Raw genomic sequence first — 22,811 nt, forward strand, 5'->3', positions numbered from 1 at the left:
GGGTATAGCCGAACTTTGAGCGTGGAGTTGAGGGGATCTAGTGGGCTCTAGTTAATAAAAGGCGGTTATGGCTAATTGTAGGTGTCGCGGGGGCCACGGGCGTTACGGATGGTGCGGACCCCTTTCTTCCACGTTGGGGTTTGAGGTCCAAAAATCACAAGCCGCTCGATGAGCACCCCTGTGGCATCTTTTTGAATCGTTTTTAAAAGATCATTGGAAATTAACTGCAGTTGTGTAGCCCATGCAGTGGATGAACTTTGAATTGTTAAGACATTATCTAATATTGAAATTGGTTGTGCGTGTTGAGAAATTTCATCACCAACAATTTTATTCCAATTAATAAATAGGTTTCCTTCAGCTAAACCTGAGTCCCAATCCCGATCTGAAATTAAATCATTGAGTACGCCGCTGATTAATTCTGGATCTCCTGGTTGTCCAAATCGAACAGTTGGTGCAGGTTTGTTTGGTTTTCTTGTAACGCTTGTTTTAAAAGAGGTGAAAAGATCTAGTGCTAAGTCTCGTTTTGTCACTAACTCTTTCCTTTCTTAACAACTCCTGGTGTTACATAAAATTTTTGAGTTAACAATTCTGCTGGTAAATCACTTTCCACCGCGGCGGTAATAAAAGTTTGTTCTGCTAATTGCATTGCTGACATTAATTGGATTCTACGTGATGTATCAAGTTCGGCAAAGACATCATCTAAAATTAAAATCGGTGAGGAACCTTCAAATTTTAAAAGATTGAAAGATCCAATACGTAGTGAGATTGCCATTGACCAGGATTCACCATGGCTGGCATACCCTTTTGCAGGAAACTCCCCAATTTGTAAATGGAGGTCGTCACGGTGTGGGCCGATTAAAGAAACACCCCGTTCGATCTCTTGATACGCAACCTCTTCTAAACGTTGTGTGAGTGCAACTGTGTTGTCATCAATGTTTTTAGTAACACCTTCGGTGCTGCATTTATAGGAAATGGATGCCGGTTTAACTTCATTAAGGTTTGCATAATTTTTGGCCACCCATGGGTTTAGAGCATCAATTAGCGCAATTCTTTCAGCTGTTAATTCAGCACCTAGTTTGATGAGTTGTTCATTCCAAGGGACAAGGGCGGCGGCTGATGTTCGTGTTTTTAACAACGCGTTACGTTGTTTAACTACACGTTCGTAATCAGCGATAACCCCTGCTAAACGTGGGGTGCGGGTAATAAGTAAACGATCTAGAAAATCACGGCGATTACCTGGTTCGCCACGTACAAGATCTAAATCCTCTGGTGAGAAATACACGATTTGGATTGCGCCTAACAGTTCACGTTGGCTGCGGGTTGGATTCCCGTTAATGCGTGCCCGGTTAGCTTTACTTGCATTGATCTCTAAATCAATCTGAAGTGTCCGATCCTCACGTTGTACTTCGGCGCGGATAATTGCTTGTTGGTTTCCCAGTGAAATAAGTGGAACGTTATTAGCAACCCGGTGTGAAGAAAGAAAAGCTAAATAGATAAGCGATTCGGCGATATTAGTTTTTCCGGAACCGTTGTCACCAATAAATGTAATTACTCCGGGTTCAAGTTCTAATTCCAACGAGTTGTATGAACGGAAGTTGGTTAAAGCCAACTTGTTAATACGCACTAGGTGTCCTTACTACAGATGTGGGATTTACGATGCGTAACGCATTGGCATTAACAAGTAGCGGTAGTTTTCAATTACTGCGCCATCTTTATCGCTCTTACCCATCAAAATTGCTGGTTTGTTGGAACCAGTAAATGAGATTTGAACAAATTTTGTTCCAACCGCATTTAAACCATCTGCAAGAAATGTTGGGTTAAATGCTATTGAGATCGCTTCGCCAGTTAACAAGATCTCTATTGCCTCTGTTGCTTGTGCTTCTTCGCCAGCACCTGCTTCAAGAGACAAGGTGTTGTTCGCAAAATCAAGACGTAGTGGAACGGTTTTGTCTGTAACTAGCGCAACACGGCGCACAGAGTCTAGAAGTGTGGCAACTTCGATTAGCGCTGTGGTTGTTACCTCTTGTGGGAGTAAGTGGCGGTATGGAGGGAATGTTCCATCCAACATGCGTGAAGTCATAGTTTTTCCATCGCCTGCAAAACCAGCTAAACGATCGTTACTTGTGTTGGGCGCGAAAGAAAGAGAAACATCTTTGGAACCAGTTAGTGATTTGGCGGCATCTGCAATTGTGCGAGCGCGTAATAACGCTGTTGTTGATGTGTTTGGTGCAGATGGTGTCCATTGAATTTCACGAACAGCTAAACGGTAGCGATCTGTCGCAGCAAAAGTGACTGTATCTTCATTAATTTCAACATGTACACCAGTCAGAGTTGGTAGTGAATCATCACGGCCTGCTGCGATTGCAACTTGTGCTACAGCTGTTGCAAAAGTATCGCTTGAAACAGTTCCTGTTGAATCTGGTAGGTCGGGCAAGTTTGGATATTCATCAACCGACAAGGTTGGTAATGTGAATTTTGCGCTGCCGCTAGTTACAGAAACGCGTGTTCCATCCAAAACAAAAGTAATTGGTTTGTTAGGTAAAGAGCGGGAAATCTCAGCAAGAAGTTTTCCTGGCACTAAAACTTTACCTGGTTCTTTAACATCCGCTGTAAAATGCGCTTTACTTGCTGTTTCTAAATCTGATGCTGATAAGAAAACTTCATCACCGGTTGCGTTAATAACTATTCCAAGAAGCTCGGTTTTAATAGGGCGAGTTGATAGAGAGCGGGAAACCCAGTTAACCCCATCGGTTAACGCTGATTGCTCGACTGTAAATTTCATTTCTATCCTCGACTCTTGTAGTTCATATGTGTATGTGTGGAAAGGTTATTCGCGTAACTGGATGTATGTATATAAAGGTAGTCGTAGTAACTAGAGCGGTTTTCTGTGGGTAAGTTACAAAAGCCCTGCTCGGTGCGGGGATTGGCTTTGTATAAGGTGTGAATAACTGGTGGAAAGATGTGGGTATAACTCTGCTTCATATCAACCACACCCTTCCTTCCAATCAATTCACCCGGGGTTATCCACGGTATTGCCCTAATTCTCCACAGTTATCCACATCTTGTCCCCAACTGGGGGTAAAGAGTGGCAATTCGGACATATAGCCCAAATCAACCGCGGCCTATCTAGTTTGCTGCTTAATTCTGGTGGTGAGCTCGTTGACCTGGTTATAGATCGAACGACGCTCAGCCATCAGTTGACGGATCTTTCTATCGGCGTGCATAACCGTTGTGTGGTCACGTCCACCAAATGTTTGGCCGATCTTCGGCAATGAAAGCTCTGTGAGCTCGCGGCATAAATACATCGCAATCTGGCGCGCATTTACTAATACGCGCGAACGGGATGTTCCACACAAATCATCAATTGTCAGACTGAAATAGGCAGCGGTTTGAGCCATGATGGTTGCGCCAGTGATTTCTGGATTAGATTCATTAGGAATCAAATCCTTTAAAACAATTTCAGCTAATAAAAGATCAACACTTTGGCGATTAAGGGAAGCAAAAGCTGTCACACGAATCAACGCACCCTCAAGCTCGCGGATGTTTGTTGAGATCTTGCTAGCAATATATTCCAGAACATCATCAGGAGCATTTAATTTATCCTGCGCTGCCTTCTTACGAAGAATTGCAATACGCGTTTCTAATTCAGGAGGTTGAATATCTGTAATCAAACCCCACTCAAACCGTGAACGTAGGCGATCTTCTAAGGTTGTTAACTGCTTTGGCGGGCGGTCACTTGAGATAACAATCTGTTTGTTCGCGTTATACAAAGTGTTAAAAGTGTGGAAGAACTCTTCCTGTGTGCGCTCTTTATTTTCCAAGAACTGAATATCATCAACAAGCAAAATATCTAGATCACGATAACGGCGCTGGAAAGCAGATGCCTTGTCATCACGAATCGAGTTAATAAAGTCATTTGTGAACTCTTCAGATGAAACATATTTAACACGCACATTGCCGTATAACTCTTGGGCATAGGCACCAATCGCGTGCAACAAGTGAGTCTTACCTAAACCCGATTCACCATAGATAAATAAAGGGTTGTAAGCCTTCGCGGGTGCTTCAGCAACAGCAACAGCAGCGGCATGCGCAAAACGATTTGATGCACCAATAACAAAAGTTTCAAAAATATAACGTGGGTTTAAAGTTGAAGTATCGGCAGATTTAGAGACAGGCGCATCGTCACGACCTGTGCCTGTTTTCGGAGCAACAAACTCAACTTCAACATCTTGGTTGGGGGTTGTGACTACTTCTAGCGATTCATCAACAGTTACAGCGATATTTGTTGCCGATCCAAGTTCGCGGGTTAAAACCTCACTAACAATTGTGCGCAAACGACTTTCTAAAACATCTTTTGCAAAAAGATTCGGAGCAGAAACTAACAAAGTTGTTTGGTTATCGTTATGCAAAAGCCCCAAAGGTTTTGTTAACTGTAAAAATGCTCGGTGTTGAGGGGCGTTGGTCGCAACCTCCTCAATAACTCGTCCCCAGAGCGTTGGTAGCTCAACCTCTATAACGCTCACCAGGGCCTCAATTCCTTAGAAAAACTCATCCACAGGGTTATCCACAGCCTGTGGTCTAAACCCCAGGTTGAGCCCTATAAAACCCTCCCAAAGCTATCTACCTGTGGAGGGGGAGTGAAAAGTAGAGCGATTTGGCAAAAAAAGCAACTGGTTATCCACAATCTGGACAAACACCCCCACAGTCATTGGCCAGTTTGACCCGCTTATCCCCAGACCTCTACCGTTACCTCCTTGCTTCCCCCGTATTTCTGGCCCGTAGTAGAAGTTCATTATTAGGAGTTTCAATGACAAAGCGCACCTTCCAACCAAACACACGCCGTCGTGCCAAGAAGCACGGTTTCCGTGCCCGTATGGCAACCCGTGCAGGCCGTGCAGTACTTGCTGCTCGTCGCGGCAAGGGTCGCGCCAAGCTTTCTGCATAAGGGTTCATAACAAATACCCGTGCTTGCAAAAAGCGCACGTCTTACTGAGAGCGCCGATTTCGCGCGTGCAACAAAGAGTGGTTTGAGAGCCTCAACCCAAAACTTTGTCGGATATCTCTACCCAACCAATCTGGATCAACCTGCTCGCGCAGGTTTAATCATCAGCAAAAATGTTGGCGGATCTGTAACCCGTCACCGAATTGCTCGCAAAATACGTCACACCTTCCGCGATGTTTACCCGCAGCTACCAACCGGTGGTTTGTTGGTAGTTAGGGCGCTAAATACTGCACACAGCGCAGATGCTGCACAAGAGGTGAAAAAGATTGTCGGGGAGCTTGTAAAAAAGTTTTCCGAGAAGGTTAATCAAAAGTGAGACACATACTGACAACACCTATCAAGGTGTATCAAAAATGGATCTCTCCAATGTTTGGACCACGTTGTAAGTATTACCCGTCATGTTCTTCATATGCTGTTACTGCAATTGAAACATACGGACTCAAAGGTGTTGCAATGAGCACTTGGCGTTTATTGCGTTGTAATCCATGGTCTCACGGTGGTGTTGATTATGTAGTTCCGAAAGAGAAGGTAGTCATTTAATGGATAGCATCCTAAACCCCTTATATATCGCTGTTTCTTGGGTTATTGTCACCATCCACAATTTACTAACCCCAATCTTTGGAACCGATAGCGGTGTCTCATGGTCACTAGCAATCATCGGTCTTGTGATTATTATTCGTATCATTTTAATTCCGCTTTTTGTAAAACAAATTAAATCCCAGCGTGCATTAACCGCCCTTCAACCACACATGAAGGAGATTCAAAAGAAGTACAAAGATGATCGTCAAAAGCAATCCGAAGAAATGATGAAGCTCTATAAAGAGCACAAGACAAACCCACTCGCTTCCTGTTTTCCAATTTTGGCACAGGCACCGATTTTCTTCGCACTCTTTACAGTTCTAAACGGAATTGGAAAAGTTCCAATCGATGCAAAGGGAGTCCTTACGACAGAGGATGGAATTAGTGCAGCACAAGCTGAGTTCTTTGGCGCTCCGATTTCACAAACCTTTTTAGGTTCAGATATCACCACTGTAAAACTTGTAACAATTATTCTCATTGCATTTATGTCATTAACAACATTTACAACCCAACGTCAATTAATGACAAAGGGAATGCCAAAGATGGACTCATCAAACAATATGATGTTGCAACAGCAAAAAATTATGTTGTACGCATTCCCAGTTATTTTTGCGATCACTGGTGTTAACTTTCCGGTCGGTGTTTTAATTTATTGGTCAACAACAAACTTGTGGACATGGGGGCAACAGTTCTATGTCATTAAACGAAACCCAACACCAGGTTCACCTGCATATGAAGAGCTTCAACGAAAACGCAATAAGAAAAGCGGAGTAGTAGAGGAACAAACCGAGAACACCAAGAACTCTGAGGGCACAACGATCGAAGAAAAAGGTCAGCGCCAACAGCCAAAAAAGAAGAAAAAGAAGAAGTAGACAAAACGGACTTATTACTACAATCCCGACAAAGGGGGCATCATGGCAAAAGCGAAGAGTGAAACAGTTGTTGAAGTGGCAGAGGTTGTTGCTGAAGAGGCTGTAGAAACAAAAAAGGCACCTAAGGGTGTAGCACGGCTAGAGGAAGAGGGCGATATCGCCGCTGACTACCTAGAAGCGTTGCTAGACATCGCAGATCTTGATGGCGACATCGATATCGATGTAGAAAATGACCGTGCCGCCCTAGCAATTGTCGGCGGAAAACTAAGCCACCTTGTGGGCCGCGATGGCGAAGTTTTAGATGCTATCCAGGAGCTCACCCGCCTAGCGGTACAGACCTCAACTGGAGATCGCAGCCGCTTAATGCTTGATATTGATGGATTCCGCGCTGGCCGTCGTACAGAGCTTAAGAAGTTGGCTCAAGATATGGCTGAAGAGGCAAAAACAACTGGCAACTCAATCAAGTTGAAGCCAATGAACGCCTTTGAGCGCAAAATTATCCATGACACGATTCAAGAGCTAGGTCTAAGCAGCGAGTCTGACGGAGAAGATCCAAACCGTTTCGTAGTTATCTATCCAGCCTAGGCCGGTTTAGATACCCCTATGCAGGTTTCACGTGAAACCCTCATCGCGAGACATTTTCCAGATGTTGAGCGGGTTCACGCATACGCTAAATTCCTAGAAACAGCGGGAATTGAGCGTGGATTGATCGGTCCCCGCGAGGCTGATCGCATCTGGGAGCGCCATATTTTTAACTGCCTTCCGGTAACCACCCTTTTTACTGAAGGTGCCACCGTTTTTGATATCGGCTCCGGAGCGGGATTGCCCGGAATTGTGATTGCGCTAGCCCGTCCTGATTTAAAGGTAACCCTGATTGAACCACTGGAGCGCCGTGTGGAGTTTCTCCAAGAGGCGGTAGTGGGGCTCGATATTGAGGTAATCCGTGGCCGTTCCCAGGATGTGAAGACAACAGCCCATTATGTAACCGCCCGTGCAGTGGCTCCCCTAGAAAAGTTAAAAAAGATTAGCTGGCACCTCTTGAAAACCAATGGCTCCTTACTGGCCATGAAGGGCGAAAAAGCCCAAGAAGAGATGAAATCTGTGGCAAAAGCGATCCTCCACGAGGTAAATCTGGAGGGAATTGAGCTCAGCCGTATTGTCGAGGTTAAAAAAGGTGCTTAACTACCCACGTGGATGATTCACGTGAAACAAAAAAGGTAGTTGGCACCCGCCGCTTACGAGAGGCGATGCCTAAACCCGCTTCCCTTCGAATTCTGACGGTAGCCAACCAAAAAGGCGGGGTCGGTAAAACCACAACCACAGTCAACCTTGCAGCAGCCCTTTCTATGGGCGGTCTAAAAATTGTTGTTATTGACCTTGATCCACAAGGAAATGCTTCTACAGCACTAGGTGTTGAACACCTCGATAATGCGGGAATTTATGAAGTGTTGATGGGTGATTCAACAATGTCACAGGTTATTCAAAAGGTTGCAGGTTTCCCTTCACTTGAATGTGTTTCATCAAATACATCACTCGCCCAAGCAGAAATTGAACTTGTTCCAATGGTTGCGCGAGAGATGCGTTTAAAGGAAGCAATCGAAGAGTTGGTTGCAGATCGCGCAGCCCTTGGCGAAACTATTGATTACATTTTTATTGATTGCCCACCATCATTAGGTCTATTAACGATTAATGCATTTACATCTGCAAAGGAAGTTTTGATCCCGATTCAATGCGAGTACTACTCACTTGAAGGATTGTCACAACTATTAAAAACATTTGAATTAGTGAAGAAGCGTTTAAACCCAACATTAAAATTATCAACACTGGTATTAACTATGTATAACAATACAAATCTTGCCAATGATGTTGCTAATGAAATTAGAAAACATTATCCAAATGAGTTAATTGATATTCCAATCCCTCGAACAGTGCGCGTTTCAGAAGCTCCTGGATTTAAACAAACAGTGATGACCTATGACCCAGGTTCACCAGGTGCAATTGCATACATGGCGGTTGCTCGCGAATTAGCAGAACGCGGAAAACCTTTTGATTCAAATGTTGTTTCCATTAATTACAAACGTGAAGGTGAGATCGCTTAATGGCGCGACGTGGTGGACTCGGCACAAATCTAGATGCATTGATCCCGACCTCACTAACTGTTGGCGACAAAGAGGTTGGACAACAAAACCAGGTTGCTATCAGTGCTATTTCACCTAACCCTCGGCAACCACGAACACACTTTGATCCAGTTGCACTTGAAGAATTAATTGCATCAATTAAAGAAATCGGAATTCTGCAACCACCAGTAGTGCGTCAAACAACACCTGGTAAATATGAATTAATCATGGGAGAACGTCGCTTCCGCGCTGCAAAAGCTGCTGGATTAACCAGCATTCCTGTCATTATCAGACAGACACCGGATAACGAACTTCTTAGAGAAGCACTAATTGAAAACATTCACCGGAGCCAATTAAATGCTTTAGAAGAAGCAGCAGCGTATTCACAACTGCTAACAGATTTTAATTGCACACATGATGAGCTTGCACAAAAACTAGGACGATCACGTCCACTTATTTCAAACACAATACGACTGATGAATCTTCCAACATCTATTCAGCAAAAATTAGCTTCAGGTGTTTTATCGGCAGGACATGCACGAGCACTATTAGGGCTAAGTGATACAGGTGCAATTGAAAAATTAGCAACCAGAATTGTTAGCGAAGGTCTATCTGTTCGCGCCACCGAAGAAATTATTTCCGCCGGTGCACCTAAAGGGCAATCGGCTAAGAAACCCAAAGGCGCAAAATCAGCTAGCCCTGAATTACAGGAAATCGCAGAACGTATTGGTGATGCTCTCGATACCCGTGTAACAATTCAAGGCAGTGCAAAAAAAGGAACGATCGTTATTGAATTTGCTGGAGCTGAAGATTTGAAACGAATTACAAAGGCGTTAGAAAACTAACCCTTTAATTCAAAACCTTTTCGGCTTGCTATTTCTTGTTTGATTACGCCACCAAGCGCCTTGACACCTTCGCGGATGCGTTCTGGTGTTGGGTAGCAATAGGACAAACGCAACGACCATGAACCAAAACCATCTGCGTAAAAGGCGGTACCCGGAACATATGCAACCTTCGCAACAATTGCCTTGGGCATCATGACTGTTGTATCAATTTCGGGTGGCAAAGTAACCCACACATAAAAACCGCCACCAGGCTTTGTCCATTGCGCAGTTGCTGGAAAGTGTTCATCTAATGATTCCAACATTGCGTCGCGACGGACCTTGTATAGCTCGCAAAAGGAAGCTATCTGGTCGCGCCACGGTTGATCAGCTAAATAATTAGAAATCGTTAATTGTGTGAAGTTTGAAGGACACAAAATCGATGATTCGCTGGCAATAACCAGTTTTTCCTTCAGCGAAGGTGGGACTAACGCCCAACCCACACGCAATCCAGGTGCGATTGTCTTTGAAAACGAGCCAAGATAGATCACGTTTTCTGAGTCTTCAGCACGCATTGCGTTAGGTGACGGCTTATCAAATCCAAGCAATCCATAAGGATTATCTTCAACAACAAAAATTCCTGCTTCGCGGCAAATACTTAGAATCTCTGTACGTCTAGTTGCTGGCAGTAGGACACCGCTTGGATTTTGATAATTAGGAATTGTGTATAAAAACTTAATTTTACGACCTGCTGCCCGAACAGTTTTAATGGCCTCTTGTAACGCTGAAGGCACCAATCCATTCTCATCTGTTTCAACATGCACAACAGCTGCTTCGTACTGATGGAATGTTCCAAGAGCACCAACATATGAAGGTGCTTCGGCCAGAACAACATCATTAGGATCTAAAAAAATGCGTGAAATAAGGTCCAAAGCTTGCTGCGAACCAGTTGTAATTAAAACATCGTCAGGATTAGCACGGATACCTTCGAGCGCCATAACTTCACAAATTTGCTCGCGAAGTTTTGGATGTCCTTGCCCATTTCCGTACTGCAATGCTTCTTGTCCATTGTTGCGGATCAAATTGTTGACAACATCAGCCATCATTCCCATAGGAAGCGCTGAAAGATTTGGCATTCCACCCGCGAGTGAGACAATTTCTGGACGGGATGCAACAGCAAAGAGTGAACGAATCTCACTTGGCTTCATATGGGCTGCTCTTGATGCAAATCTTTCTTCAAGATTTTGAGGTGCACCTGTTGAGAAGCGTTGCGTTATGTCCGACATAGTCTAAGTCTGTCATACCCAAGGGAATGCTTGAGTGTGATTTAGCGACGGATACCGGCTTTGCGAAGATCAGAAATACGTAAAGTGCCGGTTTTTGCATCATCCTCTGCGGCTAAATAGAGACGTTGTATAGCAATAACCAACGCTTCAGCAATCACATCACGAAAATCTGGTCGGGAAAGACGGCCTAAATCACCCGGGTTGCTCACATACCCCAAATCAATGCGGACTGTTGGGGCCATAGTCATACGCAATAAATCCCATGTTTTTGCGTGAGTACGACAATTTGTTAGATCTGTACGAGCACAAATTTCACGTTGTACAAGGGATGCAAAACGTTCTCCAACAATTGAATGAACACCATGTGCATCGCTGCCATAAAAGTAAGTAGCTGCTCCGTGTGCTTTTTCATTGGGATATGAATCAACATTTAGTGAAATCATCAAATCTGCTGCACTCTTATTACTAAATGTAATTCGTTCGTTTTCTGATGGATTATTTGTAGCACCACGAGTTAAGAAGACCGAAGCGCCTAATGCAAGTAGCCGACCTTCGGTACGAACCGCAATATCGTAAACAAGTTGATCATCACCATCGGGATTTAAGACAATAACCTTATTTGCAAGTGCTGGTCCCCGACTTTGTTGCATTGCATTTTGTCGAAGAGTTGACGGGACTCCCCCAGAAACAATCTTTGTTAAACGAATCAGAGCAATAATTGTTGCGGGACCACATTTTCCATCAATAGTCGAACCAACAGATTTTTGAAAATCCTTAACAGCTAATTCGGTTCGAGGACCATAAATTCCATCAACTCGACCACAATCAAAACCCATCTCAGTTAATCGAGATTGCAAGGCAGCAATGTCATCGCCGTGCATTAATGGTGGCTCTTGCAAATACAGCGATCGATCGCCAAGTTTCCAGCGTGCTTCTTCTAAGGCACGAGCAGTGACCGCATCAACAAAACCCGTGACATCAAGGCCACGGGCTTGCTGAAATGAGCGGATCTCCGACTCGTTTAAATCTGACATGTATTTATACGAGGAAGCTTTCTAGTTCCTTTAATAGTGCTGGCTTTGGCTTAGCACCAACAATTTGTTTTACAACTTCACCATTAACAAATACGTACATAGATGGAATAGATGTAATTCCATACTTAATAGCAATTGCTGACTCTTCATCAGTATTGAGCTTTACGATCTTAAGCTTTGAACCGTGCTCATCTGAGATTTCCTCAAGAATTGGTCCAACAGCTCGGCAGGGACCGCACCATTCAGCCCAAAAATCAACCAAAACAGGGGTGCTGCTCTTGAGAACATCTGCATCAAATGATGCTGTCGTTACCTTGCTTGTTGCCATCGTATTGCTCCTTATGTGTGTGTTAGTTAAAGATTACTAGTGCGCTAAGAATTTTTCAGCATCAAGTGCTGCAGCACAGCCTGAACCTGCTGCTGTAATTGCCTGACGGTAGGTGTGATCGACTAAATCTCCGCAGGCAAAGACACCTTTTTGATTAGTCCTTGTCGAGCGGCCTTCGCAGATTACATAACCTTCATTGTCCAAAGTAATTTGACCCAGCAATAATTCACTGCGAGGAATATGCCCGATCGCAACAAACAAACCAGTAAATGCTCGCTCTGACTCTGTCCCATCAACAGTGTTACGAAGTTTCAGACCTTCAACTTTGTCTGCACCAAGAACATCAGTCACCTCTGTGTTCCAGAGAAATTCAATTTTAGGATTAGCTTTCGCACGCTCAGCCATAATTTTTGATGCACGTAATTCACCACGACGATGAATCAAAACAACTTTGTCCGCAAAACGTGTCAGGAAAGTTGCTTCTTCAACAGCAGAGTCTCCGCCACCAACAACAGCAATTGTTTGCCCGCGGAAAAAGAAACCATCACAAGTAGCACACCATGAAACACCATGACCAGATAAACGCTTTTCATTAACTAAGCCAATTTCGCGGTATGCACTACCAGTTGCGAGAATTACCGACTTTGCTTTAACGGTGTTACCAGAACCATCCTTCAAAACTTTTATCTCTCCGGACAAATCCATTTCAACAATGTCATCTGTGATTAATTCAGCACCAAAACGCTTTGCCTGTTTGCGCATGCTGTCCATTAAATCTGGACCCATCACGCCATCTGTAAAACCAGGGAAGTTTTCAACCTCAGTTGTGTTCATGAGCGCACCACCAGCGGTAACAGAACCTTCGTAAATCACTGGATCCAACTGCGCACGCGCTGCATAAATTGCGGCCGTGTATCCGGCAGGTCCTGACCCGACAATTACAACGTTTCTAACTTCACCCATGATGCCCCCTAGACCCTGAAATCTATTCGTTTTCCTCTGATTTTGCTGAACGCCGACTGATTGAACTACCCAAGTGGCGGATCATCGATACCTCTTCAATGTGGAGCGCTTTTGCCGCCAGGATGTATGCAAAGAATGCGACCACCATCACAACAAAAAGTTCACCAGCTCGAGCCGCACGGGATAAATCTAATGCGAACCAAGAGATGTATTGAGTCATCACAAATATAGGAACCATCGCAAGGAGGGAGGCAATTAATAATCGAAGATGTTGACCCAAAAATTCAGAAATGGCTAATTTCCCAACATGTTTTTTTAATAGTCCTAGCGTGACTAGTAACCCAATTAAATAACTTACAGAAAATGCAGCACCCAAACCAACTGTTATCCATTGAGTTTTCAAGAAATATAAGAAGCTATAGGAAATTGCAACAGAGACAACATTTATTACCAAGATCGATATGACTTGTGTTTTTGTATCTTCGAATGCGTTAAAACCCCTGATTAAAACAAGGTTAATAGAAAATGCAACTAGTCCGAAACTAAGCGCAGATAAAACATAGCCGATGTATCGTGAATCCTCAGCAGGAATACCAATAAATATGCTTTCTGTAATCAATGGGCCAAATAATAAAAATGCAACTGCGCTAGGAACTGTAATTACGCCAACTAATCGAATCGCTCTAATCAGTTGTGCTTTGACTTCATCACGCTTGCCATCGAGCGCTAATCTTGAAATGTGAGGCAAGATCGCGGTAACAATTGAGAGCGTAACAATTGAATATGGCAATAACATTACAAAGTAAGCATATGTATATGGTGTGTAACCAACACCAGTTTCAATACCTTCTTGTGCGCTGCGAACCGCTGCAGATGTTGCAACATTGACCGTCACTAAATAACCCAGTTGAGAAATCAAAACATACACAAGTGTCCAACCAGCTAGATTGAATGACTTTCCTAAACCAGAGACACCTAGCTTTGGTTTAATGGACACACCAAGTTTCTTAATAACTGGCACCAGTACCAATGCCTGAACAACAACGCTCAGTGTTGTTCCCCAACCCAGCAACGCGACCTGGTTTGAGGTTATGGAGTTGATATCAATTCCTGGAGAAAAGAGTAAAAATCCACCAAATAATGCAATTCCCACGATGTTGTTGGCAATCGGAGCCCACATAAGCGGACCAAATGAACCGCGGGCGTTAGCGATTTGCCCCAACATCGTAAATAAACCTAGGAAGAAGATTTGTGGCAGACAGTAACGCGTAAATGCGATTGCAATCTCTTGTTCTCTTTCAAAACCAGTTGTGAAAAATTCTGGTGCATACAAACGCACCAACGCGGGGGCAAAAAACATTCCGAGCGAAACCAGAGCAAGAAGAATGAGGGAGATTGTCGTAATTAGTCGTGATGCAAAATCATCACCGCCATCTAGGTGATCAAAAGATCTAACTAACTGAGGAATAAAGATTGCAGTTAACGCACCACCAACAAGTAAGTTGTACAAAATATTTGGCATTGTGTTTGCAACGTTGTAAGTGTCTGCAAGTAAGGTTGTTCCTAATACGGCAACAATTAAAATGCCGCGAATAAATCCAGTGATACGTGAAATAATTGTGCCTAGGGCCATAATTCCTGATGCGCGGTAGAGCTCATTAGATTTCATTTTGCTCTCTTTCGTACGCGACGAACACTCTGTGCAACTGCTGCCAATAGAAGAAGTATGGCGGCACCGGTGGTAAACCAGGTCACCCGTGGGTCAATAACCGTTGAATTTAATGTCAGCGTCGCTTCAGGGACAAGCTCACTACCCTTTGCATCAGTTATCAACGCCGAAACCGAGGTTTGACCTGGTGCGATTACCTCTACAGGCATTTCAAGTTGTAATTTAGATTGAGCAGGAATTGTTACATTGTCAAAACTTCCTACAACAACACGTGAATTAATAGGTACCATTGAAATATCTATTGTGACATCAGAGTTGAACTCGTTAATCACTGTTACAGGTAATTTCACATTGGAAGTTGTGATCTGATATCTACCACTATTGATTCGTAGTTTGTAAACTGTTTTTGCAACTACAGAGGTGGCGCTAGCGGAATAAAACTCACGCCCACTTTTATCCAATTGTGGAGACAATAACTTCGATAACTTAGCCCGAAGCATGAGTAGTTCGGGGTCAGTAACAACTCGGGAAAGCTTTGTTAAAGCTTTACGATTATCACTGTACGCCTTTCGCAATGTGTTACTGAGTCCCGATGTGCCTGTGCTCCAACCTCCATTTGGCTCACTACGAACCTGGCGACCGAGAGCCGCTTCCAGTTGTGTTTTACCAAACGCATAATATTTCTTTAATTCACTCGGGGCTAATTCTTTAGCAAGTGAAACATCTGGATTTCCATATGCAAGTGCAACTACTTGTTGGTCGGCAGTAATGTCGCGAAGTTGTTTTAACCAAGCAATTGCAATCTCTGTGCCACCAGGTACGGCATCGTTTGCTAGTGTGTAATTAACGGTCATTGCTATGACTTCATCCACTAGAGCAGCATCTATAACCCAAGTTTTGTTGTTGACCCGCGGCGTATAGACCAATACCCCAAGAGATCCCGACGGTGTTAATTTCTGAGCCAAATCATCATTGCGAAATTCACCCGTAAAAGTTTGATGAGCCATCGATGTTATTCGCACAGTTGAATCAGCAGCTTGGGCAGGCGACAAAGGCAAGACAACTAAGAACATTATCAACAGCGCGATCAATTTTTTCATTCTGTTAACTCTGCAGTTCTGGCAATTAATTTCTTTTCATCGGGATATGCCAAACGCTCGACAATTTCAGATAGTGGAAACCAGGAGACTTCATCAACTTCACTTTCTTGTGCAAGCAAAGTCCCGCCAATTTCAGTGAACATAAAGTGGTGAACAGTTTTGTGAATTCGTTTTCCACCAGCCATAAACCAAAAATCAATCACACCCAAAGATTTAGTTATGGATGAGTTAATTCCTGTTTCTTCAGCAACTTCGCGGATCGCTGCTTCTTCTGGAGTTTCACCTTCTTCAATGTGCCCTTTAGGCAGAGACCACAGGACACGTTTTCCGCTCGCATCTTTAAGGTCATAGCGGCCAATAAGTAATCCCATCGTTCCGGTTGTATCAACAACCAAGCCGCCGGCACTGACCTCATCAACACGTTTCGCATACGGTCGTTTTGTCTCAGGACGCTTCAATTGAGCGCTCTTCTGAGCAGTGTTCTGAGTCTGTGGTTGTGGGCCGCGATTACCGGAGCGCTTACGCTTCCGCTTTTTCTTCGTACCGTCGCTGCCCGCACCAGGTGCCGGGATCATGGAGCAAGGGTAGTGCTTTAACCTTACTTATTGTGAGTACAGCATTAGGCGCCGCAGGAGAGTTAGCGATCCGTTCCTTAATTGAACGAGCACCGCTGGCAAGCTCCTTAGCCCAAGCCTTTAAGGCCAAGGGGTTTACCTTGGCATTGGTTGGTGGACCTGTCCGCGATGCAATTTTAGGTCGTCTTGGAAATGATTTAGATTTCACAACAAATGCACATCCATTAGTAACAAAAAAGATTTTGCAAGAGTGGGCAGAAAGTGTTTGGGATACCGGAATTGCATTTGGAACTGTTGCAGGAAAACGTGGAGACACAACTGTTGAAGTAACAACATATCGAACGGAAAGTTATGATCCTGATTCTCGTAAACCGGAAGTCGAGTACGGAGTAACAATCGATGGTGATTTATCGCGTCGCGATTTCACTGTTAATTCAATGGCACTAGAACTAACCGGCGATATCCCACTTTTTATAGATCCATTTAATGGGTTACAAGATTTAGCTGCAAAGGTTTTGCGAACACCAGGCAAACCTGGTGATTCCTTTAATGACGATCCATTGCGAATGATGCGTGCTGCACGTTTTGCATCGCAATTAGGATTTGAAATTGCACCCGAAGTTATTGTTTCAATGAAAGACTTAGCGCATCGGATCAGCATAATTTCTGCAGAACGCATTCGTGATGAATTTACAAAGATGTTGATGTCGCCCAACCCTCGTACAGGCATAACAATTTTAGTTGATACCGGGCTTGCAGATTTAGTACTGCCAGAAATTCCAAAGTTGCGTCTTGAGGTCGATGAACACCATCATCATAAAGATGTATATGAACACTCAATTACAGTGTTGGAACAAGCGATCGAACATGAAGACCGTTTAGGTGGGCCAAACCTTGTTATTCGACTTGCAGCTTTGCTACATGACATCGGAAAACCAAAGACCCGTGCATTTATTGAAGGTGGCGGAGTTTCATTCCATCACCACGAGGTTGTCGGTGGGCGTCTTGCGAAAAAGCGATTAGAGGCGTTGCGCTTTGATAATGACACCGTTGCTGCGGTGGAGCTATTAACAACGCTGCACCTTCGTTTTCATGGGTATGGTGAAGGCGAGTGGACTGACTCTGCCGTCCGCCGTTATGTTCGTGATGCTGGCGAATTCATCACACATTTACATGTTTTAACCCGCGCTGATTGCACCACTCGCAATAAAACAAAAGCGGCGCGACTTGCTGCCACCTATGATTCTTTAGAAGCTCGCATCGAAGTTTTGATGGAGCAAGAAGAGTTGTTAAAAATTCGCCCCGATTTAGATGGTGCGCAAGTCATGCAGTTGCTTAATCTGAAACCTTCACGCGAAGTTGGGCAAGCCATGGATTTCTTATTAGAACTCAGGCTAGAACAGGGTCCTATTGGCGAGGAAGCGGCAACTACAGCACTTCTTGAATGGTGGGCTAGTAGATAGCTTTGAATCTACTTGGTCGCAACACAATTAGCGCAACTAACAAATACGCAACTGCAACACACAAGGGAACAAGCGCTGAAACCCCTGAAGGCGGCAACATAAGTGCAGCAATTAATCCACCACTAACAATCGCTGCGTTTACAACAACGTCATAGACAGCAAATACGCGACCTCGGTAGTAATCATCAATTTTTGACTGCACCAAAGCATCGTTTGTAACTTTAACATTCTGCCCAAAAAAAGCAGTTAAAAATGCTGTCACAGAAAGTGCAATGGAAGTTTGTGAAGCTGCCAATATCAAAGGTGAAGCCGCACTTGCAAACATTGCAAATTTGATCCAACGATGTCTTCCTACTTTGCCAACTCCATACGGAGCCAAAAATGCGCCCAGAAATACACCAGCCCCAGCAATCGTAAGTGCAATTCCGAAACCAGCTAAACCTTTTTCAGGTTGAGTTGGATCATTAAATGTATTTCGCTCTAATAACAATGCCGTCAAAGTAAGTGCGGTTAAGCCACCACGGTGAACAGCGGTTGCAATAATTCCACGTGCTGCATCGATATGTGTTCGTAAAAATGCCAACCCCTCACGCATTTCAGTAAAACCTTGTGAAAAGGAGGCTGTCTGACGTTCGTGGGTACCAGGACCAATTTCAAACTTTAATAGTCGGGTTGTAAGCAAAGCTGCTGTGAAATAACCAAGAGCAGCAAGGGTAATTAGCAATGCATCAGCATGATCTGCAATAGCTGCTCCATCAACCAAGGCGCGAACACCAACACCAATTCCACCACCAACAACAACAAGCACTGATCCACCGGTTACAGCAATTGCATTTGCGGTTATTAACGACTTTGTTTCAATCAACAAAGGAAGACCAGCAGAAAGCGCCGCAAGAATTAATCGGTTGATACCAAAAGCAACCAAGACAACAATTGTTAAAGGAACACCCGTTGTTCCGCTAAACACAAGCAATGCAACCAACAGTAAATTAGTACTGCGCGCAAGGTTTGAATATAAGAGTGCGCGTTGACGCGATACTCGATCCAGAATTGTTCCAACAAAGGGACCAACAATTGAATACGGCAGTAACACAACTGCAAATCCAATTGCCGCACTTAACGCATCAGCTTGTCGTTCTGGGGAGAATAAAACAAAAGAAGCAAGCGCGCTTTGAAAAACACCATCAGTTGCTTGGCCCGTCCAACGAACAGCAAGCAGTCGAGAAAGTCGAGGGTGGCGCAGCAACCCAGTAAAGCTCATAAGAAAGAGCGTAACCATGAAAATGGGATTATTCTTCCCCCTAATGAAATCGCAACGAGGGTTCATCGATTATTCACTCGATAAGCGCGCCACTTTGATGGCGCTCTTTCGTGGTGTCGTTGATGCCTGCGATGCCGACCCATATTTGATGCGCGCTGCCAAATGGCATGGCGACAAAGTTGCACGCAACTGCCCAGTATGTAAAAAGGAAGAGCTGGTTGAATTGCGGTACACCTTTGGCGAGCAACTAGGTCAATACTCAGGTCGCATTAAGACCCCAAGAGAGTTAATCGCGATGGAACGCGAATTTGGTGAGTTCACTGTGTACATCGTTGAAGTCTGTAAGAACTGTTCATGGAATCACCTGTGTGCCTCATACGTATTAGGTGATGGCGTTGAACGAAAAGCCCCGCGCAAGGTTCGCACCTTGGAGGATGAGGATTACGCCAAGGGATAGCATTAGCAAATGGCCCGTAAATTACTGATTAGAGCAGCAGTCTTTCTAGGCGGCTTTGGTTTTGTTGCCGGATCTGTGCTGTTCGCGCTTGCCTATTTCACCGTTGATATCCCTGATGCCAACGCATATGTAAATAGTCAATCAACAATTATTCAGTACTCAAACGGCGAAGAGATTGGCCGCGTCGGAACCCAAAACCGACAGATTGTTCCTCTTGCAAAAATTCCACTCAATGTTCGATACGCAGTTTTAGCGGCCGAAGATCGTGGTTTTTACTCAAACAAAGCATTTTCAGTAACAGGCATTTTGCGCGCAGTTGTTAATAATTTAAGAGGTGGAGCATTGCAAGGTGGTTCAACAATCACACAGCAATATGCAAAGACCGCCTTCTTGACACCTAGCCGTACAATTCAGCGAAAAATAAAAGAACTTGTTATTGCTATTAAATTAGAAAACCAACTCTCTAAAGATCAGATTTTTGAAAGTTATCTAAATACTATTTATTTCGGTCGAGGTTCTTACGGTGTTATGACCGCCTCGCAGCAATATTTCAATCGCAATGTTGATCAGTTAACAAATTCACAAGCAGCGGTAATCGCATCTATCTTGCGCTCGCCAGGTCTGTATGACCCAGTCTTTAAAGAAGGTAACGCTGAACGTTTAGCTAATCGTTTTGAGTATGTAAAGAACAACATGATTGAAGCCGGGTGGCTTACCGAAAAAGATGCCGCCACAATGAAGTTACCAAGAGTCGCACCGCGCGCAACATCTGGACAACTCAGTGGACCAAAGGGTCACATCATTGAAGCGGTACAAAAAGAGTTAGCAAAACTAGGTTTTAGTCAGGATCAACTACTTGTTGGTGGCCTTGTCATTAAAACAACCCTTAATCAAAAAGCGCAACAATCCGCAGTTGATGCTGTCAATAAGTTTTACCCTTCCAAAGCACCTGCAGATCTTCGTATCGGATTAGTTGCCATCCGCCCCGGAACCGGTGAAGTTCTTGCAATGTACGGCGGTCGTGATTATTTAGAACGTCAATTAAATGATGCAACCCAATCAATTGCTCAAGCAGGATCTACCTTTAAGCCGTTTGCAATTGTTTCAGCCTTAGAACAAGGAATTCCGCTGACATCAATGTGGAATGGTGATTCACCACAAACATTTGATGATGCTGGAAAACCATATGAGGTTTTCAACTATGGCAATGAAGGTTGGGGTCAAACCGATCTAATGAATGCAACCAGACATTCAATTAACACAATCTTTGTTCCACTCGGAATCAAGGTTGGCCCAACAAATGTTGTAGATGTTGCTCGCCGTGCAGGAATCCCTGACAGTGTTGCGATGATGCCAACACCATCGATTGTTCTTGGAACATCAAGTCCCCATGTCATCGATGTTGCCAACACATACGCAACATTTGCCGCACAAGGAATTAAGTCAAAGCCATTCTTAGTAACTCAAGTATTAGGTTCAAATAAAGGCGTGCTGTACGAAGCAACCCCACAAACTCAAGAAGTATTTAGCAAAGAGGTAATGGCAGATTTAACGTACGCGCTAAAGGGAACAATTACTGGTGGAACTGGAGCAGCTGCACTTGCGCTAGGTCGACCAGCTGCCGGTAAAACCGGAACATCACAATCAAATGCGTCAGCGTGGTTTAGTGCCTACACACCACAAATTGCAGCATCGGTTGCCTTTTTCAGAGATAACGCAACTCAGTCGCTCAATGGCATTGGTGGAATAACATCACTAACTGGTGGATCTCTGCCTGCACGTATTTGGACACAGTTCATGAAGGGTGCACTAAAGGGCGAACCGATTATGGACTTCCCGGCACCTTCAAACATTGGTGGACTTGAGCCTGTTGTTATGACATCAGGCGGAAAGCAAACACCTAAGCCTTAATGAAGGAAATGAAGCTAGCGAAAGTTAGAACGCTTGTAGTTCTTGCCATATTTGCATCACTGCTTTCCTTTGCAAAGTTTTCCCATTGCGAAAACACTGGCTGGGCAACGCCAGATCAATATATTCACGCTTGTTATAGCGATCTGCCCGCACTATTTGGAAGTCGCGGACTAGATAACAATGAGTGGCCATTTACAAGTGATGAGAACAGCGTCGAGTATCCAGTTATTACAGCCATGGTTATGTATGCAACTAGTTTTGTTGCTAACTCCCCCGCTTCATATTTCAATGTCAACATCTTCTTTTTAATTCTCTTATTCATAGCAACGGTTTTATTGGTCCGAAAAATACGGCCTGAGTTTGCATACCTTGTCCCGATTGCGCCGGCGGTGATTGCATCGTTGTATATCAACTGGGATCTATGGGCGATTGCATCGATGATGCTTGCGATCTATTGGTTTGATCGAAAGAAGTATGCATATAGCGCATTAATTATGGGTGTATCTATTTCAACAAAGTTTTTACCAATCTTTTTATTGATTCCAATTGCATTTATTCTATGGCGAGATGAAAAGGTCAAAGAGTTAGTAAAATATGTTGGCGTTGTAGCTGCAACATGGATTGCAATTAATTTGCCATTCGCTCTAACTACCCCGGCAGGTTGGTGGCGCTTTTACAAACTCAATTTAGAACGCGGGCCAGATTGGGGATCCTTTTGGTTAGCATTACAACAACTAGGCATCTCATTAACTAATCTGAACTATCTTTCAGTGCTATTGCTTCTCATTGCACTAACTTCAGTTGCAATTATGTTGTTCGAACTCAAATACACACCGACTCTTGCCTCAGTTGCATTTATAGTCTTGGCATCCGTGATGGTTGCTAGCAAGGTGTATTCACCGCAATATGTTCTGTGGTTAACACCATTAGCGGTAATTGCATTAACAAATAAAAAAGATCTACACGCATTCTGGCTATGGCAAGCAACGGAAACTATTTACCATGTTGCAATCTGGCAACACATCGCATCTGTCACTGATGCTCGCTTTGGCCTGGCCGCGACCCCCTATGCCATTCTGACTTTGGTCCGTATTGCCGGCACGATCTACCTGATGGCGGTCCTGGCTAGACGGGCTTTACAGGCTCGAAATACGCAGAGCAGGCTCCTCGATTTACTATTTGAGGCCGGAAAGCCTTACCCTTAGCCCTCTTATTGCTTAAGGTTTTCCTTAGGTAATAAGGAATTTAACCCTCCTGTCACGGAAATACCGTGGCCGTCTTAGTCCAGAGGAGGTCGGGTTAACACATGCGTCATTATGAACTTATGGTCATTCTTGATCCAGAACTAGAAGAACGCACAGTCACACCAAGCC

The 22,811-nt window shown here is 44.1% G+C and carries 24 protein-coding genes and 1 pseudogene; 13 read left to right on the forward strand and 12 right to left on the reverse strand.

Going from position 1 to position 22,811, the window contains the following annotated elements:
* Nucleotides 1–71 precede the first annotated feature (71 nt).
* From AC9UGD_RS05200 to dnaA, 4 genes are all read right to left on the reverse strand, one after another.
* Nucleotides 72–530 (reverse strand): DciA family protein, encoded by a 459-nt coding sequence (locus AC9UGD_RS05200; protein ID WP_509570500.1) that lies wholly within the window; start codon nucleotides 528–530, stop codon nucleotides 72–74.
* Nucleotides 530–1,624, reverse strand: a complete 1,095-nt coding sequence (gene recF / locus AC9UGD_RS05205) for a DNA replication/repair protein RecF (protein WP_509570503.1) — start codon at nucleotides 1,622–1,624, stop codon at nucleotides 530–532. The genes AC9UGD_RS05200 and recF overlap by 1 nt, the downstream gene beginning before the upstream one ends.
* A 27-nt stretch (nucleotides 1,625–1,651) precedes the next feature.
* The gene (gene dnaN / locus AC9UGD_RS05210; protein ID WP_509570506.1) at nucleotides 1,652–2,782 is read right to left on the reverse strand and encodes a DNA polymerase III subunit beta; all 1,131 of its coding nucleotides are present in this window, start codon (nucleotides 2,780–2,782) and stop codon (nucleotides 1,652–1,654) included.
* A 340-nt stretch (nucleotides 2,783–3,122) separates the two neighbouring features.
* Entirely contained in the window at nucleotides 3,123–4,523 is a 1,401-nt protein-coding gene (gene dnaA / locus AC9UGD_RS05215) for a chromosomal replication initiator protein DnaA (RefSeq protein WP_509570509.1), read from the reverse strand.
* Between the two features lie 284 nt (nucleotides 4,524–4,807).
* Between dnaA and rpmH the strand changes: the two genes are divergently transcribed.
* Genes rpmH through AC9UGD_RS05255 form a run of 8 tightly spaced genes read left to right on the forward strand, consistent with a single transcriptional unit; the run spans nucleotide 4,808 to nucleotide 9,415 of the window.
* Nucleotides 4,808–4,945: a 50S ribosomal protein L34 gene (rpmH, locus tag AC9UGD_RS05220; protein ID WP_509537799.1), complete on the forward strand. Its 138-nt coding sequence runs from the start codon at nucleotides 4,808–4,810 to the stop codon at nucleotides 4,943–4,945.
* Between the two features lie 19 nt (nucleotides 4,946–4,964).
* Nucleotides 4,965–5,318, forward strand: coding sequence for a ribonuclease P protein component (rnpA, locus tag AC9UGD_RS05225; protein ID WP_509570512.1), 354 nt, complete (start codon nucleotides 4,965–4,967; stop codon nucleotides 5,316–5,318).
* Entirely contained in the window at nucleotides 5,315–5,542 is a 228-nt protein-coding gene (yidD, locus tag AC9UGD_RS05230) for a membrane protein insertion efficiency factor YidD (protein ID WP_509570514.1), read from the forward strand. Before rnpA ends, yidD begins: the two co-directional genes overlap by 4 nt.
* Nucleotides 5,542–6,453 (forward strand): membrane protein insertase YidC, encoded by a 912-nt coding sequence (yidC, locus tag AC9UGD_RS05235; RefSeq protein ID WP_509570517.1) that lies wholly within the window; start codon nucleotides 5,542–5,544, stop codon nucleotides 6,451–6,453. The genes yidD and yidC overlap by 1 nt, the downstream gene beginning before the upstream one ends.
* Nucleotides 6,454–6,495: 42 nt before the next feature.
* Nucleotides 6,496–7,038, forward strand: a complete 543-nt coding sequence (locus AC9UGD_RS05240) for a Jag family protein (RefSeq protein ID WP_509570519.1) — start codon at nucleotides 6,496–6,498, stop codon at nucleotides 7,036–7,038.
* An 18-nt stretch (nucleotides 7,039–7,056) separates the two neighbouring features.
* Entirely contained in the window at nucleotides 7,057–7,635 is a 579-nt protein-coding gene (gene rsmG / locus AC9UGD_RS05245; protein WP_509570522.1) for a 16S rRNA (guanine(527)-N(7))-methyltransferase RsmG, read from the forward strand.
* A gap of 8 nt (nucleotides 7,636–7,643) precedes the next feature.
* Nucleotides 7,644–8,552: a ParA family protein gene (locus AC9UGD_RS05250; protein ID WP_509570525.1), complete on the forward strand. Its 909-nt coding sequence runs from the start codon at nucleotides 7,644–7,646 to the stop codon at nucleotides 8,550–8,552.
* Nucleotides 8,552–9,415 carry a ParB/RepB/Spo0J family partition protein gene (locus tag AC9UGD_RS05255; protein WP_509570528.1) on the forward strand — a complete coding sequence of 288 codons (864 nt, stop codon included), beginning with the start codon at nucleotides 8,552–8,554 and terminating at the stop codon, nucleotides 9,413–9,415. The genes AC9UGD_RS05250 and AC9UGD_RS05255 overlap by 1 nt, the downstream gene beginning before the upstream one ends.
* Here the strand turns inward: AC9UGD_RS05255 and AC9UGD_RS05260 are convergent.
* The 7 genes from AC9UGD_RS05260 to AC9UGD_RS05290 are packed head-to-tail and all read right to left on the reverse strand — an operon-like array spanning nucleotide 9,412 to nucleotide 16,346.
* Nucleotides 9,412–10,677 (reverse strand): aminotransferase-like domain-containing protein, encoded by a 1,266-nt coding sequence (locus tag AC9UGD_RS05260; protein ID WP_509570531.1) that lies wholly within the window; start codon nucleotides 10,675–10,677, stop codon nucleotides 9,412–9,414. The two genes, AC9UGD_RS05255 and AC9UGD_RS05260, sit on opposite strands and share 4 nt — an antisense overlap.
* Nucleotides 10,678–10,718: 41 nt before the next feature.
* Nucleotides 10,719–11,711 (reverse strand): N-acetylmuramoyl-L-alanine amidase, encoded by a 993-nt coding sequence (locus AC9UGD_RS05265; RefSeq protein ID WP_509570534.1) that lies wholly within the window; start codon nucleotides 11,709–11,711, stop codon nucleotides 10,719–10,721.
* Between the two features lie 4 nt (nucleotides 11,712–11,715).
* Nucleotides 11,716–12,039: a thioredoxin gene (gene trxA, locus AC9UGD_RS05270; RefSeq protein WP_509570537.1), complete on the reverse strand. Its 324-nt coding sequence runs from the start codon at nucleotides 12,037–12,039 to the stop codon at nucleotides 11,716–11,718.
* A gap of 36 nt (nucleotides 12,040–12,075) precedes the next feature.
* Entirely contained in the window at nucleotides 12,076–13,002 is a 927-nt protein-coding gene (trxB, locus tag AC9UGD_RS05275; RefSeq protein WP_509570540.1) for a thioredoxin-disulfide reductase, read from the reverse strand.
* Between the two features lie 22 nt (nucleotides 13,003–13,024).
* Nucleotides 13,025–14,671, reverse strand: a complete 1,647-nt coding sequence (murJ, locus tag AC9UGD_RS05280; RefSeq protein WP_509570543.1) for a murein biosynthesis integral membrane protein MurJ — start codon at nucleotides 14,669–14,671, stop codon at nucleotides 13,025–13,027.
* Entirely contained in the window at nucleotides 14,668–15,771 is a 1,104-nt protein-coding gene (locus AC9UGD_RS05285) for a DUF6049 family protein (RefSeq protein ID WP_509570545.1), read from the reverse strand. Before AC9UGD_RS05285 ends, murJ begins: the two co-directional genes overlap by 4 nt.
* A complete protein-coding gene (locus tag AC9UGD_RS05290; protein WP_509570548.1) occupies nucleotides 15,768–16,346 on the reverse strand; it encodes an NUDIX hydrolase in 579 nt (192 codons plus the stop codon). The genes AC9UGD_RS05285 and AC9UGD_RS05290 overlap by 4 nt, the downstream gene beginning before the upstream one ends.
* Before the next feature lie 32 nt (nucleotides 16,347–16,378).
* Here AC9UGD_RS05290 and AC9UGD_RS05295 point away from each other — a divergent pair, with 32 nt between their 5' ends.
* Nucleotides 16,379–17,809: a CCA tRNA nucleotidyltransferase gene (locus AC9UGD_RS05295; protein ID WP_509570551.1), complete on the forward strand. Its 1,431-nt coding sequence runs from the start codon at nucleotides 16,379–16,381 to the stop codon at nucleotides 17,807–17,809.
* Here the strand turns inward: AC9UGD_RS05295 and AC9UGD_RS05300 are convergent.
* Entirely contained in the window at nucleotides 17,799–19,070 is a 1,272-nt protein-coding gene (locus tag AC9UGD_RS05300; protein WP_509570554.1) for an MFS transporter, read from the reverse strand. The two genes, AC9UGD_RS05295 and AC9UGD_RS05300, sit on opposite strands and share 11 nt — an antisense overlap.
* 43 nt (nucleotides 19,071–19,113) lie before the next feature.
* Between AC9UGD_RS05300 and AC9UGD_RS05305 the strand changes: the two genes are divergently transcribed.
* The 4 genes and pseudogenes from AC9UGD_RS05305 to AC9UGD_RS05320 form a co-directional block, all read left to right on the forward strand.
* Nucleotides 19,114–19,527, forward strand: coding sequence for a DUF5318 family protein (locus AC9UGD_RS05305; RefSeq protein WP_509570557.1), 414 nt, complete (start codon nucleotides 19,114–19,116; stop codon nucleotides 19,525–19,527).
* Between the two features lie 9 nt (nucleotides 19,528–19,536).
* On the forward strand, nucleotides 19,537–21,438 hold the full coding sequence (locus tag AC9UGD_RS05310) for a transglycosylase domain-containing protein (protein ID WP_509570560.1): 1,902 nt from the start codon (nucleotides 19,537–19,539) through the stop codon (nucleotides 21,436–21,438).
* A gap of 8 nt (nucleotides 21,439–21,446) precedes the next feature.
* The gene (locus AC9UGD_RS05315) at nucleotides 21,447–22,643 is read left to right on the forward strand and encodes a glycosyltransferase family 87 protein (RefSeq protein ID WP_509570563.1); all 1,197 of its coding nucleotides are present in this window, start codon (nucleotides 21,447–21,449) and stop codon (nucleotides 22,641–22,643) included.
* Nucleotides 22,644–22,744: 101 nt separating this feature from the next.
* Nucleotides 22,745–22,811: pseudogene (locus AC9UGD_RS05320) on the forward strand (30S ribosomal protein S6); the annotation flags it as partial.

This window comes from Candidatus Planktophila sp., assembly GCF_044232745.1.
Taxonomy (GTDB): Bacteria; Actinomycetota; Actinomycetes; order Nanopelagicales; family Nanopelagicaceae; genus Planktophila.